The organism is Acinetobacter sp. LCT-H3 (genome assembly GCF_001866125.1).
Taxonomy (GTDB): domain Bacteria; phylum Pseudomonadota; class Gammaproteobacteria; order Pseudomonadales; family Moraxellaceae; genus Acinetobacter; species Acinetobacter schindleri.
Genome location: NZ_MODX01000002.1, coordinates 47,408 through 61,893 on the forward strand (window position 1 = coordinate 47,408; position 14,486 = coordinate 61,893).

General features: G+C 43.6%; 14 protein-coding genes and 1 pseudogene. 12 read left to right on the plus strand and 3 right to left on the minus strand.

Annotated features, from left to right (window positions below):
* Positions 1-22: 22 nt before the first annotated feature.
* Positions 23-1,084 (minus strand): 4-hydroxyphenylpyruvate dioxygenase, encoded by a 1,062-nt coding sequence (hppD, locus tag BK820_RS01715; protein ID WP_071319915.1) that lies wholly within the window; start codon positions 1,082-1,084, stop codon positions 23-25.
* A gap of 502 nt (positions 1,085-1,586) precedes the next feature.
* Positions 1,587-1,743 (minus strand): annotated as a pseudogene (locus BK820_RS15630) (spinster family MFS transporter); the annotation flags it as partial.
* A 228-nt stretch (positions 1,744-1,971) separates the two neighbouring features.
* On the opposite strand from BK820_RS15630, the gene BK820_RS01720 reads away from it, so the two are divergent.
* The 11 genes from BK820_RS01720 to BK820_RS15330 all read left to right on the plus strand — a co-directional run bounded on the left by BK820_RS01720 (position 1,972) and on the right by BK820_RS15330 (position 12,433).
* Positions 1,972-2,454 carry a VOC family protein gene (locus BK820_RS01720; RefSeq protein ID WP_071319916.1) on the plus strand — a complete coding sequence of 161 codons (483 nt, stop codon included), beginning with the start codon at positions 1,972-1,974 and terminating at the stop codon, positions 2,452-2,454.
* Between the two features lie 505 nt (positions 2,455-2,959).
* Positions 2,960-3,949, plus strand: coding sequence for a biotin synthase BioB (bioB, locus tag BK820_RS01725; RefSeq protein WP_008305604.1), 990 nt, complete (start codon positions 2,960-2,962; stop codon positions 3,947-3,949).
* Positions 3,950-4,035: 86 nt separating this feature from the next.
* Positions 4,036-4,758, plus strand: a complete 723-nt coding sequence (locus BK820_RS01730) for an alpha/beta hydrolase family protein (protein WP_071319917.1) — start codon at positions 4,036-4,038, stop codon at positions 4,756-4,758.
* Positions 4,759-4,845: 87 nt separating this feature from the next.
* The gene (gene bioA / locus BK820_RS01735; protein ID WP_071319918.1) at positions 4,846-6,126 is read left to right on the plus strand and encodes an adenosylmethionine--8-amino-7-oxononanoate transaminase; all 1,281 of its coding nucleotides are present in this window, start codon (positions 4,846-4,848) and stop codon (positions 6,124-6,126) included.
* Positions 6,123-7,292, plus strand: a complete 1,170-nt coding sequence (locus BK820_RS01740) for an 8-amino-7-oxononanoate synthase (protein ID WP_071319919.1) — start codon at positions 6,123-6,125, stop codon at positions 7,290-7,292. The genes bioA and BK820_RS01740 overlap by 4 nt, the downstream gene beginning before the upstream one ends.
* Positions 7,289-8,041, plus strand: a complete 753-nt coding sequence (bioC, locus tag BK820_RS01745) for a malonyl-ACP O-methyltransferase BioC (RefSeq protein ID WP_071319920.1) — start codon at positions 7,289-7,291, stop codon at positions 8,039-8,041. The genes BK820_RS01740 and bioC overlap by 4 nt, the downstream gene beginning before the upstream one ends.
* Positions 8,038-8,688, plus strand: coding sequence for a dethiobiotin synthase (gene bioD / locus BK820_RS01750; RefSeq protein ID WP_071319921.1), 651 nt, complete (start codon positions 8,038-8,040; stop codon positions 8,686-8,688). The genes bioC and bioD overlap by 4 nt, the downstream gene beginning before the upstream one ends.
* Before the next feature lie 494 nt (positions 8,689-9,182).
* A complete protein-coding gene (locus BK820_RS01755) occupies positions 9,183-9,599 on the plus strand; it encodes a DUF2946 domain-containing protein (RefSeq protein ID WP_071319922.1) in 417 nt (138 codons plus the stop codon).
* Between the two features lie 267 nt (positions 9,600-9,866).
* On the plus strand, positions 9,867-11,306 hold the full coding sequence (locus BK820_RS01765) for a cytochrome ubiquinol oxidase subunit I (protein ID WP_071319924.1): 1,440 nt from the start codon (positions 9,867-9,869) through the stop codon (positions 11,304-11,306).
* On the plus strand, positions 11,303-12,307 hold the full coding sequence (gene cydB / locus BK820_RS01770; protein WP_004811002.1) for a cytochrome d ubiquinol oxidase subunit II: 1,005 nt from the start codon (positions 11,303-11,305) through the stop codon (positions 12,305-12,307). The genes BK820_RS01765 and cydB overlap by 4 nt, the downstream gene beginning before the upstream one ends.
* Positions 12,308-12,325: 18 nt before the next feature.
* Positions 12,326-12,433 carry a DUF2474 domain-containing protein gene (locus tag BK820_RS15330; protein ID WP_143045182.1) on the plus strand — a complete coding sequence of 36 codons (108 nt, stop codon included), beginning with the start codon at positions 12,326-12,328 and terminating at the stop codon, positions 12,431-12,433.
* 190 nt (positions 12,434-12,623) lie between these two features.
* Here BK820_RS15330 and BK820_RS01775 read toward each other — a convergent pair whose 3' ends face one another.
* Positions 12,624-12,818, minus strand: coding sequence for a hypothetical protein (locus BK820_RS01775; RefSeq protein WP_004810999.1), 195 nt, complete (start codon positions 12,816-12,818; stop codon positions 12,624-12,626).
* Between the two features lie 412 nt (positions 12,819-13,230).
* On the opposite strand from BK820_RS01775, the gene sbmA reads away from it, so the two are divergent.
* On the plus strand, positions 13,231-14,424 hold the full coding sequence (sbmA, locus tag BK820_RS01780) for a peptide antibiotic transporter SbmA (protein WP_004810997.1): 1,194 nt from the start codon (positions 13,231-13,233) through the stop codon (positions 14,422-14,424).
* The last annotated feature ends 62 nt before the right edge of the window (positions 14,425-14,486 follow it).

Genomic DNA, 14,486 nt, shown 5'->3' on the forward strand with positions numbered 1-14,486 from the left:
ATCGGTATATTTTAAACAGAGATCAGGCTTTCGAGATGTCCAGAACGCCACGTTTGATCTGATCACGTTCAATGGATTCAAATAAGGCCTTAAAGTTCCCTTCACCGAAGCCATTGTCATCTTTGCGCTGGATAAACTCAAAGAACACCGGACCAATCATATTTTCAGAGAAAATCTGTAACAGCAGGCGTTTATTACCGTCTTTGGTATTGCCATCTAGCAGGATGCCGCGTTTTTGCAGTTCATCTGCCGGTTCACCATGATTTGGCAAGCGCTCATCCAGCATTTCATAATAGGTGCTTGGCGGCGGTGTCATAAACTTGGTACCTAAGGCTTTAAGCTTGTCCCAGGTTTCCAGAAGATCATCACAAATAAAGGCAATATGCTGAATGCCTTCACCATTAAATTCATTTAAGAATTCAGCAATCTGACCATTACCTTTGTCTGAATCTTCATTCAGTGGAATACGGATCTTACCGTCGGGCGCTGTCAGGGCTTTAGAAGTCAGGCCAGTGTATTCACCTTTAATATCGAAATAGCGGATTTCCTGAAAATTGAAAATCTTTTCATAGAAATCTGACCAGTACTGCATACGGCCTTTATACACATTATGGGTTAAATGATCGATTTCATTTAAACCTGTACCCAGTGGACGGGATGGAACGTTATCAAAGAAAATAAAATCATTCTGGTAAATGTCACAATCCACCAGGAAGATTGGAGAACCGCCAATGCCTTTAATCGCCGGAATGTTCAGCTCCATTGGGCCGATTTTGTTGTAAATTGGCTCCGCACCTATTTCAATTGCTTTTTGAAAGGCTTTCGCAGCATTTTTGGTACGGAATCCCATTGCACAGGCAGAAGGGCCATGCTCTTTATAAAAATATGCTGCATATGATTCAGGCTGATAATTCAGAATGATATTAATATTGCCTTGGCGCCATAAGTAAACATTTTTCGATTTATGCTTCGCCACTTTGGTGAATCCGATGGTTTGAAAAACAGGATCCAGCTGGCCATCTTCAGAGACAAATTCAATAAATTCGAATCCGCACAGTTCTAATGGATTGGCTAATTCATTCATACAACATCCTCATTATTTAAAAGCAATCCTATTGCTCATCTTTTACTGTCTTGTTCAGGACTCACGGATGTATCACTGCCATTTTATATTGAGTAGACAAATCCGTTTGCCTGACTTCTTTTACTTACTGAACTGCATCGCTTCCTGATGCATACAAGAAAAAGAAGGAATTTACCTCATCATACTGGATATAAGATATTATTCAATACGTAATTTAATTACGTAATAAATAATAAAGTAAAATAATGGGGTAATTTATAACATAAATTAATGTTATTCATAAAAATATTTTTTGGATAATTCCAGGAAATTAATGCACAGTAAATGTAGCTTTTTGTAAGGCTAAGTCGTCTTAAACGAGCTATTTTGCAAGGCTTGCTGAGCTCAGGTTTTTAGGAAAAACCTGAAAAATTGAAATATGCAGAACTTGGTTTTAAATTGATTTTCCACAAAGAGAGAAAAAACCTTTAAATGGTTAAGGGTCTTACTGTTTGGAAAGAATTTAATCTATCAGTTTTTCCAGTTTCATACTTTCACGATAGATATAGGCAGCCTTTATACAGTAGAAAAACACCAATTACCCCGGTCACCGCATTGTCATAGAAATGGGGTTTCCGACCGATTAAGGTATTTTCAAAGTAGCGGTCTGTAATCAGCGCAAATGAAAAAGCAAGGCATATGGTCGACTTGGACATCGACAACTTTATAAACATTTTAGTGGCTTGGAACAGCTGCAAAGCACTTTATAAAATCTGCAGCAGATCAAGAAGTACCTGCTATTACAATTCGAAGAATAAAAACACAACAAAGAAACTGGCCTTTTGCCAGCTTAGGTCGAATATAGAATGCACAAATGCGTTATCTCTTATCTACGCAGAGGTGAGATCATGAATATTGCAAAAAATACCATCTGCCTTTGGTACGATCACGATGCTGAAGAGGCTGCACGGTTTTATGCAGAAACCTTCCCAGATTCCTCAGTAGGAGCAATAGTCCTTGCCCCTGGAGATTATCCGTCAGGAAAAAAGGGAGATGTCATTACAGTCAATTTTACGGTATTGGGTATTCCATGTATTGGTTTAAATGGTGGGCCAGAATTTAAGCATAATGAAGCTTTTTCCTTTCAAGTGGCCACACAAGATCAGGAAGAAACGGACCGATACTGGAATGCGATTGTGAACAATAGTGGGCAAGAAAGTGAATGCGGCTGGTGTAAGGATAAATGGGGAGTTTCCTGGCAGATTATCCCCATGGCTTTACTTGAAGCATCTTACAGTTCAGATCCTGCAGTAGCAAAAAGGGCATTTGATGCCATGCTTAAAATGAAGAAAATTGATGTAGCAATAATTCAGGCAGCGATTCGTGGTTAAGTCATGTGGACTGATACAGCTTGTATATCTGATGTTTCCGATGAAGCGAGTCACTTTATGAATAGACATAGATTGAGCTAAATTTTAAAAATCTCGCGCTTTTTATTTGTACCGACTCAGATTTAAACTTTAATGAATTGTCAGCTTGAGTTAAACAATACTTTTATAAAAAAGCCTTTGGATTTTTAGAGCCAAGGACTCTAAATTTTCTACTATGAGCTTGGTTTTACTGGCTTTTAGGAGCTTGGTAGTGAGTAAGTTACAAACTCATTATTAATCTTTATCAAGACAGAAATTGAGAATTTTATTTATAAGTTTTATATATAAATAATAAGGATTAAAGCAGCTTAAATCATAAAATCTTGCAGCATAAAATTGTAATTGATTGAAAAGCTCAGCTTATAAATTAGCGTCATTCCTTCAAATTTTGATAGAAAAGGCTAAACCATTTTTTAAAAAACCGCGTATTATTTCTGCATTCCTTTTTAACATTGATGTTGAGACTATGATTCGCAATGACTGGACGCGTGACGAGATTCAGGCACTTTATGATCAACCACTGATGGATCTGCTATTTCAGGCACAGCAAATTCATCGTGAGCATTTTGATGCCAATACCGTACAGGTCAGCACCTTACTCTCTATTAAAACCGGTCGTTGTCCGGAAGACTGTAAATACTGTTCCCAGTCTGCCCATTACGATACAGATCTGGAAATTGAAAAAAGAGTAGAGGTACAAAAAGCCATTGCTGAAGCAAAGCAGGCGAAAGAATCAGGATCGACCCGTTTCTGTATGGGCGCAGCATGGCGGAATCCGCATGAGCGCGATATGCCTTATGTGCTGGAATTGATCCAGGAAGTAAAAAAGCTGGGTATGGAAACCTGCATGACCTTAGGTATGTTGAATGCCTCTCAGGCAGAACGTTTAAAAGATGCTGGACTGGATTATTACAATCATAACCTCGACACTTCGCGTGAATATTACGCGAATGTCATTAGCACCCGAACTTTTGACGATCGCTTAAATACTTTAGACCATGTCCGTTCAGCTGGAATTAATGTATGTAGTGGCGGGATTGTCGGGTTAGGTGAAGGTAAACAGGACCGTGTGGGATTATTATTTGAACTGGCGACGATGCCAATTCATCCGGAATCGGTACCAATTAATATGCTGGTGCCAATCGAAGGAACACCGCTCGCCGATGTAGAAAAACTGGATGTGATTGACTGGATCCGGACGATTGCCGTAGCACGTATCATCATGCCAAAAAGCTATATCCGTCTGTCGGCAGGCCGTGAATCTCTATCTGATTCTGATCAGGCCCTGGCATTCATGGCAGGTGCTAACTCACTGTTCTCAGGTGATAAATTACTGACTGCACCGAATAGTGGTGAAGGCAAGGACAAAGCCCTGTTTGCCAAACTGGGGCTAAAAGCGGAAGCACCGAAGAAAACTGGCCGCGAGCTTGCTATGGATGCCATGCAGCCTGCTTAAATTTTGCAGCTGTATATCAGGGATCATTTCGAAAGAGATGGGTCCCTTTTTTATTGAATAGATGACAAAAATAGGGAACAGGATTGATGAAAATTCTGCTCATCAGCGGCTGGGGACTGGGGACTCAGGTATTGAACGAATTTGTACAGCAGCTACAACAGCAGTTAACACCACAGCATCAGATCGAAGTCTGGGATATATTTGACCCGAATAATGCAGCAGTACTGGCAGAAAAGGTACAGGCTGCAGCTGATAAAGATGTACTGATTGGCTGGTCACTTGGTGGACAACTCGCCTTGTTATTGGCTCATGCAATCTATCAGCAGATACAAGTCGCCAAGCCTGCCATTGCCTGTATGTCAAACCCTTGCTTTGTGGCACAAGAAAACTGGCCTCATGCTATGCCCAAAGTGCAGTATGAACAATTTAAACATGTGGTGATGTTACAACCTCAACAGGCTCTAAAACGCTTCTGTGCACTGGTCACTTTGGGTTCAGTAGCACCACGAGAACGGGCAAAACATTTACAAGAGCAATTGGTAAATATTGATTTATCCTATCAGCAGACTCATCTCTATCTTTTAGAACAATTAAATTTGGTAGATATCTTAAAAAGCTATCCTGGCAAGATGCTATTTATAAATTCTGAGAACGATATGTTAGTTCCCTACAAAGTTATACAAAATATTGCACATTTCAATGTAGATCATCTGAACTTGGTAAAAATTTCAGCTGCGCACGATGCTATCCTGTTCGATACCAGTTTGGTCATTGAGCCAATCTTGCAATTTTTACAAAAACTTCCTTAATCAAAAAATCTTCGAAGGTTCGCTAGATGTTCATTTCAGAATTAAACCGTTAAGATCAGGACAGCGCTATTGTTTAGGTTATTTTCCGTGCACGATTCTTTTGATCAGCAGCATATCTGGCATCCCTATACTTCCATGAGTCATCCTTTACCTTGTTACAAGGTGAGGGCGGCACATGGTGCTGTAATTGAACTAGAAGATGGCACACAGCTGATTGATGGGATGTCGTCCTGGTGGTGCACGATTCATGGTTATAACCATCCAGAGCTGAATCAGGCGGTGCAGACCCAGTTGCAATCCATGTCACATGTGATGTTTGGTGGCCTGACCCATCAGCCAGCGATTGATCTGGCTAAATTGCTGATTGAGATTACTCCAGAGCCACTGGATCGGATTTTCTATGCCGATTCCGGTTCGGTTGCTGTGGAAGTGGCTTTGAAAATGGCGGTGCAATACTGGCATGCCCGTGGTCAGGTGCAGAAAAGCAATTTTGTGACTACTCGCTCCGGCTATCATGGCGATACCTGGAATGCCATGTCAGTCTGTGATCCGGTCACTGGCATGCACCAGATTTTTGGTTCCAGTCTGCCAAACCGTTATTTTGTTCCGGCACCACAAAGCCGCTTTGATGGGGAATGGCAAGCTGATGATATCCAGCCACTGGAACAATTGTTAGCAGAAAAGCATGAACAGATTGCAGCCATGATCATTGAACCGATTGTGCAGGGAGCAGGTGGCATGCGCCTGTATCATCCGGAATACCTGCGCCAGGTACGTCAGCTGTGTGATCGTTACAATATCCTCTTAATTCTGGATGAAATCGCGACTGGTTTTGGCCGGAGTGGCAAACTGTTTGCCTGTGAACATGCGGGTATTAGCCCAGATATTATGTGTCTGGGCAAGGCGCTGACTGGCGGTTATATGACCTTGTCAGCCACAATGACGACTGCGCATGTCGCAGAAACCATTTCCAGTGGTGAAGCAGGCGTATTTATGCATGGCCCGACCTTTATGGCGAATCCACTGGCCTGTGCAGTAGCACTCAAAAGCACCCAGCTTTTATTGTCACAGGACTGGCAGGCAAGAGTGCAACAGATTGAACAAGTATTAAAAGACCATTTACAGCCATTAAATGCCTTGCCGCAGGTTGCGGATATCCGCGTACTTGGCGCGATTGGAGTCGTGGAGTTACAGCAACCTGTTGATCTGGCTAGCTTCCAGGCAGAATGTGTACGCCGTGGCGTATGGATTCGTCCCTTTGGTCGGTTGGTCTATGTGATGCCACCATTTGTGATTTCTGCTGAACAACTTAAAACTTTACTGGTGCATATGTGCGAGATGATTCAGGCAATGGGAACAACAGTATGAAGCATCTGGAACATTTTCAGCAGCAACTGGATAATTTGAAACAGCAGGGCCAGTACCGCCAGTTTAAGCAGGGGATTTCCAGCCAGCCTTATCTTCAGCTGAATGGGATGGAGATGCTGAATCTGGCATCCAATGACTATCTTGGTCTGGCGGCTAATCTGCCGCTACGGGAAGAATTTTTTGACCTGATACCACTTGCTGAACGACAGATGAGTGCCAGTTCTTCGCGCCTGCTGACTGGAAATTTCCCGGCCTATGAACAGCTAGAGACCAGCATGGCGCAGGCTTTTGGTCGTTCGGTGCTGCTGTTTAATAGCGGCTATCATATGAATATCGGGATTCTGCCAGCATTGGCGGATAGCAAGACCATTATTATTGCCGACAAGCTGGTACATGCCAGCATCATTGATGGTATCCGTTTATCCAATGCCAATTATGTACGCTACCGGCATAATGATCTGGAACATCTACAACAGCTTTTAGTAAAGTGTCAGGCAGATGAAAATATTCAGCGCATCATTGTCGTCACTGAATCCATTTTTAGTATGGATGGTGATGAAACGGATCTCGGTGCATTGGTGGCACTCAAACAGCAATTTGATAAGGTCGTGCTGTATGTGGATGAAGCCCATGCTATTGGTGTGCGTGGTGAACGCGGGCTGGGTTGTGCCGAGCAGTATCAGGTCATAGACCAGATTGACCTGCTGGTCGGGACTTTTGGCAAAGCACTGGCTTCAGTTGGTGGCTATCTGGTCTGTCATCCGCTCGTTCGTGAATATCTGATCAACAGCATGCGTCCGCTAATTTTTAGTACTGCACAGCCCCCAATCTGTATGGCTTGGACGCATTTTATTTTCCAGAAAATGCAAGAAATGCAGGAAGAGCGCCAACAGCTTGCCAGTCTGGCTAGTCGCTGTCATCAGGGCATTCAGGCCTTGGGTTATGCTTGTCCATCCAGTTCTCAAATTGTACCGGTAATTATTGGCGATGCAGCCAAAACCGTCGCTGCAGCAGAATATTTACAGCAAAAGGGTTTTTATGTCCTGCCAGTACGTCCACCGACTGTACCTAAAAACACTTCCAGATTGCGAATCTGTTTACATCAGCAGGTCAGTCTGGTACAGCTGCAACAGTTGCAGGATGCTCTGCAGGAGTTACCACGATGAAAACTGATCAGGTCGCGCAGCGCTTTGCTCAGGCACAGTCCAGCTATGAACAGCATGCTATTGCCCAGCGTCGGGTAGCAATGGAACTGGTCCAGTATATGCAAGCGCATATTGCGGTAAATTTACAGCGTATCCTGGAAATTGGCTGTGGTTCAGGTCTGTTTACCCGCCAGCTGATGCAGCATTACAGTTTCGACCAGTTGTTTTTAAATGACCTTTATCCAGAAGTTAAACAGCATTTTGAGGAAGATGGCCGGATTTACTGGGGAATTGGCAATATCGAAACTTTGCCACTTCCACAATCGCTGGATCTGGTGGTGTCCTGTTCTGCCTTGCAATGGGTGCAGCATCTGGACGCTTTATTTGTGAAAATTCATCAGGCTTTAAATCCGTCTGGCTGGTTCTGCTTTGCCAGCTATGCACAGGACAATTTAAAAGAAATTAAAGTATTGACTGGACAGGGGCTGAAATATCGCTCACTTCCACAAATGGTTGAACTGCTGGAATCTTGTGGTTATGAGGTCCTGATGCAGGAGGAACAGCGCCTGATTCTGGAGTTTGAACATCCTCGCCAGGTACTGAAACATATCAAGGCCACCGGCGTACAAGCAACGGCAGATGGTTTCCGCTGGAGCAAATCTTCCTTACAGCTTTTTTATGAGCAATATCAACAATTCCAGCTATCAGATAGCCAGAAGTATCCTTTGACCTATCACCCGATTTATCTCATTGCACGGAAGCACCCATGAACGCAAACATCTATTTTGTCAGCGGTATAGATACCGGTATTGGCAAGACCTATGCCACCGGTTTTCTGGCCAAAATCTGGAATGCGCAGGGCATTCGTACTATTACCCAGAAGTTGATCCAGACTGGCAACACTGATCTGTCTGAAGATATCGAACAGCATCGCAAGATCATGGGCTGTGGCTTGCTGCCAGAAGATCAGCAAAAGCTGACTATGCCGGAAATTTATAGCTATCCGGCATCACCCCATCTGGCAGCACGTTTGGACCAGCGTCCAGTAGACTTTCAAAAAATTGAACAGGCCACACAGCAACTGGCCGGACAGTTTGACCGTGTTCTGCTGGAAGGAGCAGGTGGCCTGATGGTACCACTGACAGAAGACCTGCTCACCGTAGACTATATTGCCGCACAGCAGCTTCCTGTCATTCTGGTAACCTCAGGTCGTCTTGGCAGTATCAACCACACTCTGCTCAGTCTGGAACTGCTCAAACAGCGTAAGATTGAGCTGTATGCGCTGGCATTTAACCATGCCGATGATGCTCAGGATGAAGTCATTGCACAGGATACTATTCAGTATCTGCAGCAATGTTTGCAAAAGGATTTTCCAAATGCACAGTGGCTGGATATTCCGGTATTTCAGGAAATCTGAATCTCTGTTTTAGCCTGGTCGTATGGTGCTATGCAATAAAGAAAATTCATCCGGAACAGTTTCTGTTGACCTGACTTGAGCTGTCGAGAATGTGAAATTTATAGCGTACTGCAACAAAAGCCTGCCTGATCCAGACAGGGTGGTCATTCAGCTAAACTTTTTTCTGCCGGAAAATATTTTAAGTTGAAGCGTAGCTCTCTGTCTGATCCTGCTACTGTAACAAGATGAGATTCTCAATTTAGATATTATTTTTGTGGCTCGGCGCATTCCTGTTCAAAGTATGCGGTTGTACTTTTCCTGAAATGAATAAGCTCTGGAACATGAAAATTAATTTCTTATATTCAAAAATTTATAAAAATTAAGAATGAAAATAAGGCTTTCATAATAAATATATATATTATAAGGTTATAATATTAAAGTTGAGTATAATGCTTGGATTTTGATCTAAGCTCAGCCTCAATATTTCTTTACTTCGGTCAATTCGAGAGAATGTTTTGCTGAAACGTAGTGGATTACTGTTGGCATGTGCAACGCTGCTATTACAGTTTGCCGTATATTTACAGCCGCTATTACCGGAGCAATACCATATTGCCCCGGTCTGTCTCTCTATTACACATAGTCTTCTCTCACCGAAGCAGCATCAGCATGTACACGCAAGCTATCATGCGTTGATTGACCATCTGGGGGCCGAATCTGGCCATCATCATGACCATAATGAACATAACCATCAATGCCAGTACTGTACCGTATATGGGGACATTGTTCTGTCGTTTAATTTTGGTATTGATGAGGTCATTGACCGGATTCAGGTCAAGCTGAGTTTCTATAAATCGGCTTACCGACATGTCTATTTTTCCCTGCAACGGCTGTATTTGCTACCGCAAGGCAGGGCACCTCCTGTCACGCTTTAATACGCCAAGTCCGGTAAGGCATGACCTTGCCGCTATCTAAACCGTTTTAAAGAGTGAAATAACATGAACATCACAAATTTCGCATGGCTGACCCATGGCGGAGCGAAGCCGCTTAGCCTGGAAAAAGGGCAGGATGCAGATATTAAAGTCCTACAGATTTGCAACATTATGAAAATCGTATACGGCCTAAACTACAAAATAATGAAGCCATTTCAGCTGTTTAAGCTGAATTTCTTTCACCAACAACTTCTACAATAAGGTGATGACATGGATTTAGGTTTAACTGCGCTGGAACTGGCACGTATCCAATTTGCCTTTACTGTCTCCTTTCATATTATTTTCCCTGCGATTTCCATCGGTTTGGCCAGCTTTCTGGCCGTTCTGGAATGGCGCTGGCTCAAAACCCAAGATCCAGTTTACCGGGATCTGTTTAAATTCTGGATCAAAATTTTTGCATTAGCCTTCGGTATGGGGGTGGTCTCTGGTGTGGTCATGAGTTATCAGTTCGGCACCAACTGGAGTGAATTTTCCAGAGTGGCTGGAAGTGTCACTGGACCACTGCTGGCTTATGAAGTCTTGACAGCTTTTTTCCTGGAAGCCGGTTTCCTCGGTATCATGCTCTTTGGCTGGGATCGGGTCGGTCCGAAAACCCATTTTTTTGCTACGGTAATGGTTGCCCTTGGTACCTGTATTTCCATGTTCTGGATTCTGTCCTCTAATAGTTGGATGCAGACCCCCCAGGGTTTTATCATTGAAAATGGCATCATCATGCCACAGGACTGGTTTGCTATCGTGTTTAACCCGTCTTTTCCGTATCGTCTATTGCATATGGGGATTGCTGCCTTTCTTGTTTCGGCACTGCTAGTAGCGGCTACAGCTGCTTGGCATCTACTTAAAGGGCGCCGCGATGCACTGGTCAAAAAGTCTTTTTCCATGGCGATGTGGATGATTCTGGTGCTGGCACCCCTACAGGTAATTGTGGGAGATTTTCATGGTTTAAATACCCGTGAATATCAGCCAGCCAAGATTGCTGCGATTGAAGGACACTGGGAAACTAACCGTGGTGAAGGCATGCCGCTTTATCTGTTTGGTATTCCGGATATGGAAGCCGAAGAAACCAAATATGCTATCGGCATACCAAACTTGGGCAGTCTGATTTTGACCCATAGTATGGATGGTGAAGTGCAGGGTCTAAAAGATTTTGCGCCTGAAGACCGCCCAAACTCGCTGGTAGTGTTCTGGAGCTTCCGTATCATGGTCGGTTTAGGCATGCTGATGCTTTTGATGGCGCTGGCGGGTCTGATCCTGCGTAAAACGGGTGGTTTCTATGAAGCGCGCTGGTTGCACCGATTCGCCTTTTTCATGGGACCTTCTGGATTTATTGCTTTACTGGCAGGCTGGTTTACTACGGAAGTGGGCCGTCAGCCATGGGTGGTCTATGGGGTCATGCGCACTCGTGATGCACTCTCACCTGTATCAGCTGAACAGGTCGGACTTACTCTGATTATCTTTGTAGTGGTTTATTGTGTCGTATTTGGTGTTGGCATCTATTACATGCTGAAAATGATGCATAAGGGACCAGAATTTATCCATGCCCGTCCGCATACGGAGGGTGAAGTCATCCGTGCATCTAAACGTCCAATGAGTACCTTTGAGCAAAATGAAGAGGATGACCGTGCTCAACGTGATCAGGAGAATAACAAATGATTGACCTGTCATTGATCTGGATTGCGATCATCGCGCTCGGTGTACTGATGTATGTGGTACTGGATGGCTTCGACCTGGGTATAGGCATTCTGTTTCCCTTCTTTAAGGATCAGCATGAACGCGATGTGATGATGAATACCGTGGCACCGGTTTGGGATGGAAATGAAACCTGGATGGTACTCGGTGGAGCAGGTCTGTTTGCAGCCTTTCCACTGGTCTATTCAACCGTGCTGTCCGCACTATATATGCCGATTATCCTGATGGTCATCTCACTGATTTTCCGAGGAGTTGCCTTTGAATTTCGCTTTAAGGCACATCGTGGCAGGCATTGGTGGGACATCGCTTTTATTGGCGGTTCGCTTCTGACCTCTTTCTTGCAAGGCGTAATTCTTGGCGCTTATATTCAGGGCATTAAAACCACGAATGGCATTTATAGTGGTGGTGGACTGGACTGGTTGACCCCATTTTCGCTGTTTACCGGAGTAGGTGTAGTAATCCTGTATGCAACCCTAGGTTGTGGCTGGCTGATCTTTAAAACCGACCACGAGTTACAGGACAAGATGTTCCAGCTGATGCCAAAACTTATCATTGTGTTATTACTGGTCTTTGGAGCAGTTAGTCTGTATACGCCACTGGCACATCAACAGATTGCCGAGCGCTGGTTTAGTCAACCACAGATTTTCTATTTCAGTCCGGTGCCGATACTGGTTGTATTATTTACCTTTATGGCGCTGCGTGCCTGTAAACGCCGTCAGGAATTTGCACCGTTCATCTATACCTTGGCGCTGGTGATCCTGGCTTACACCGGTTTTCTCATTAGCCTTTGGCCTTATATCATTCCGCCAAGTGTTACTCTTTGGGAAGCCGCCGCACCACAAAGCAGTCAGCTGTTTTCCTTGATTGGTGCATTGATCCTCATCCCAATTATCCTGTTTTATACCGGTCTGTCTTATTGGGTGTTCCGGGATAAGGTACGGGTAGGTGATGATGGCTATCATTAGGCTTGTGGAGGAAACAGGATGAAACTGAATCGGGCAGGATGGTTTATTGTGTTATGGCTTGCAGGCTTTGTCACAATGGTTCTCATTGCAGGCTTTTTCCGCTTCCTGCTAAAGCTGGCATATTGATTGTATAGTAGGTCTCAAGATTCTACATTTTTCTTAAGACAATAAAAAACCTCCCGATGTGATGGGAGGTTTTTTTATCTTTTTTCAGCTTTAGGATTAAAATAATAATACTGTCAGGCAGGTGTTGATCTGTATTCAGGAGAAGAAGTAAAACATACAACAACCCAAACCAAACTATTAATCAGCAGAATTATAATTCTCTCCAGATTGTATTTTCATCTTTTAGTGCAACAGTAAAGTTAAACTGGTTGTCTGTAGTGACCAATAGACTGGTTGGTGTTTGCATAACTACTTTCAGCACTGTACCTTCTTCATAAATAATTGGCGTGCAGTTTTCTTTTTCCAAGGTGATTGGCTTCAGTAGTTCAATTACAGAGCTTTCCATGAGTTAACTTCCCGCGGTTATTATGTTTACTATTCATTCAAGGATAGCATAATTTTTCTTTGTTATTTAATAGTTTTTGCAAAATGAAAAATTGGAATGATCCCTTTCAATAGTGCATATCGCTGTAGTGTAGGATGGAAAATAACCATATATCGTATCTGTTCTGTACAGGCTTGTTAACTGATGTTAAAACCAACAAAGGATGGATCACAGGATTCGTCACATAAGTATTCAGTTAACTACATACATAATGATTCATGCTTATAAATAGATTGATAAAAATAAGCAGTTTTCAGGCAGATATTTTTTTGATCAGGTTGAAAAACCTGTTGTGAACTGCTTTACACTGCTGCAGATTTCATCATGATTGATTGACCTGAGGTCTACTAAAAATAAGGAGCATGCAAAGGACATGTTTAAGTCTTTCTTTCCAAAACCCGTCTGGTTTTTTCTCAGCGTGGTGGTGTGGTTCTTTATCAACCTCGCGATCTGGCATAGTGGAGGTTCAAGCTGGGGCAGTTATGTGGGTTTTAGCGAAGGCTACCATGAAGCGACGATGGCGATTGATATCAGCCGTTTCTGGTCACAGAAATTCCTGTGGTTCTATCTCTGGTTCCTGACTGCAACTGCGCTTTTTGCAGGATTCTGGTATGTGGTAGCGCGCCATCCCTGGCAGCGCTGGTCGGTGTGGGGTTCGGCCTTTATCCTGTTCAATATCTGGTTTGGAGTTCAGGTCAATGTTGTGCTGAATGAATGGTACAGTCCGTTCTATGACCAGATCCAAAAGATGCTGACCAGTGGTGGTGGGGACGTAACTTTGCTCTATCAGGGCGCATTGGTCTTTATCTATATCGCGATGATCTATGTCACCCTGGCAGTATTTAACATGTTCTTTGTCAGTCATTATGTGTTCCGCTGGCGGACAGCAATGAATGATTACTATACGGCTTACTGGGAAAAGCTGCGGCATATTGAGGGGGCGTCACAGCGTATTCAGGAAGATACCATGCGCTTTGCTCGCAGCACTGAAGAACTTGGCGTTTCCTTTATTGAATCGTTTATGTTGCTGATGGCTTTTTTGCCAGTTCTGTACAAGCTTTCAAGTCACGTCAAGACCTTACCGATTGTGGGTGAGATTAGTCACGCGCTGGTCTGGGCATCCTTGGGCTGGGCGGTCTTTGGTACAGTGGTATTAATGGTCGTTGGTATGAAACTGCCAGGACTGGAGTTTAATAACCAGAAAGTCGAAGCGGCTTACCGTAAAGAACTGGTATATGGGGAAGATCATGCCGAACGTGCCCAGCCATTGACACTAAAAGAGCTGTTTAGCCGGGTGCGCTGGAATTATTTCCGCCTGTATTTCCACTATGCCTATTTCAATATGGTACGGATCTGGTATTTGCAGCTCGACAATATCTATGGCCTGTTTGTGCTATTTCCGAGTATTGCAGCGGGAGCAATTACTTTGGGTCTGATGATGCAGATCCTGAATGTGTTTAATAAGGTCCGTGAATCATTCCAGTACCTGATTTTGTCTTGGCCAAAGATTATCGAGTTAATGTCGATCTACAAGCGTCTGAAAGCGTTTGAATCTCATATTCATTAAAAAATAGTGTTTGGTATTTTAAAAAGACCAGCCTTATGGCGGGTCTTTTTTATATCAACTCA

What these genes read in the sequence shown, in the direction of transcription:
- bioB (WP_008305604.1), top strand. Translation starts at nt 2,960, where the DNA reads ATGATTCGCAATGACTGGACGCGTGACGAGATTCAGGCACTTTATGAT.
- BK820_RS01740 (WP_071319919.1), top strand. Translation starts at nt 6,123, where the DNA reads ATGAAGCATCTGGAACATTTTCAGCAGCAACTGGATAATTTGAAACAG.
- BK820_RS01730 (WP_071319917.1), top strand. Translation starts at nt 4,036, where the DNA reads ATGAAAATTCTGCTCATCAGCGGCTGGGGACTGGGGACTCAGGTATTG.
- BK820_RS15330 (WP_143045182.1), top strand. Translation starts at nt 12,326, where the DNA reads ATGAAACTGAATCGGGCAGGATGGTTTATTGTGTTATGGCTTGCAGGC.
- cydB (WP_004811002.1), top strand. Translation starts at nt 11,303, where the DNA reads ATGATTGACCTGTCATTGATCTGGATTGCGATCATCGCGCTCGGTGTA.
- bioC (WP_071319920.1), top strand. Translation starts at nt 7,289, where the DNA reads ATGAAAACTGATCAGGTCGCGCAGCGCTTTGCTCAGGCACAGTCCAGC.
- BK820_RS01765 (WP_071319924.1), top strand. Translation starts at nt 9,867, where the DNA reads ATGGATTTAGGTTTAACTGCGCTGGAACTGGCACGTATCCAATTTGCC.
- hppD (WP_071319915.1), bottom strand. Translation starts at nt 1,084, where the DNA reads ATGAATGAATTAGCCAATCCATTAGAACTGTGCGGATTCGAATTTATT.
- BK820_RS01775 (WP_004810999.1), bottom strand. Translation starts at nt 12,818, where the DNA reads ATGGAAAGCTCTGTAATTGAACTACTGAAGCCAATCACCTTGGAAAAA.
- BK820_RS01720 (WP_071319916.1), top strand. Translation starts at nt 1,972, where the DNA reads ATGAATATTGCAAAAAATACCATCTGCCTTTGGTACGATCACGATGCT.
- sbmA (WP_004810997.1), top strand. Translation starts at nt 13,231, where the DNA reads ATGTTTAAGTCTTTCTTTCCAAAACCCGTCTGGTTTTTTCTCAGCGTG.
- bioD (WP_071319921.1), top strand. Translation starts at nt 8,038, where the DNA reads ATGAACGCAAACATCTATTTTGTCAGCGGTATAGATACCGGTATTGGC.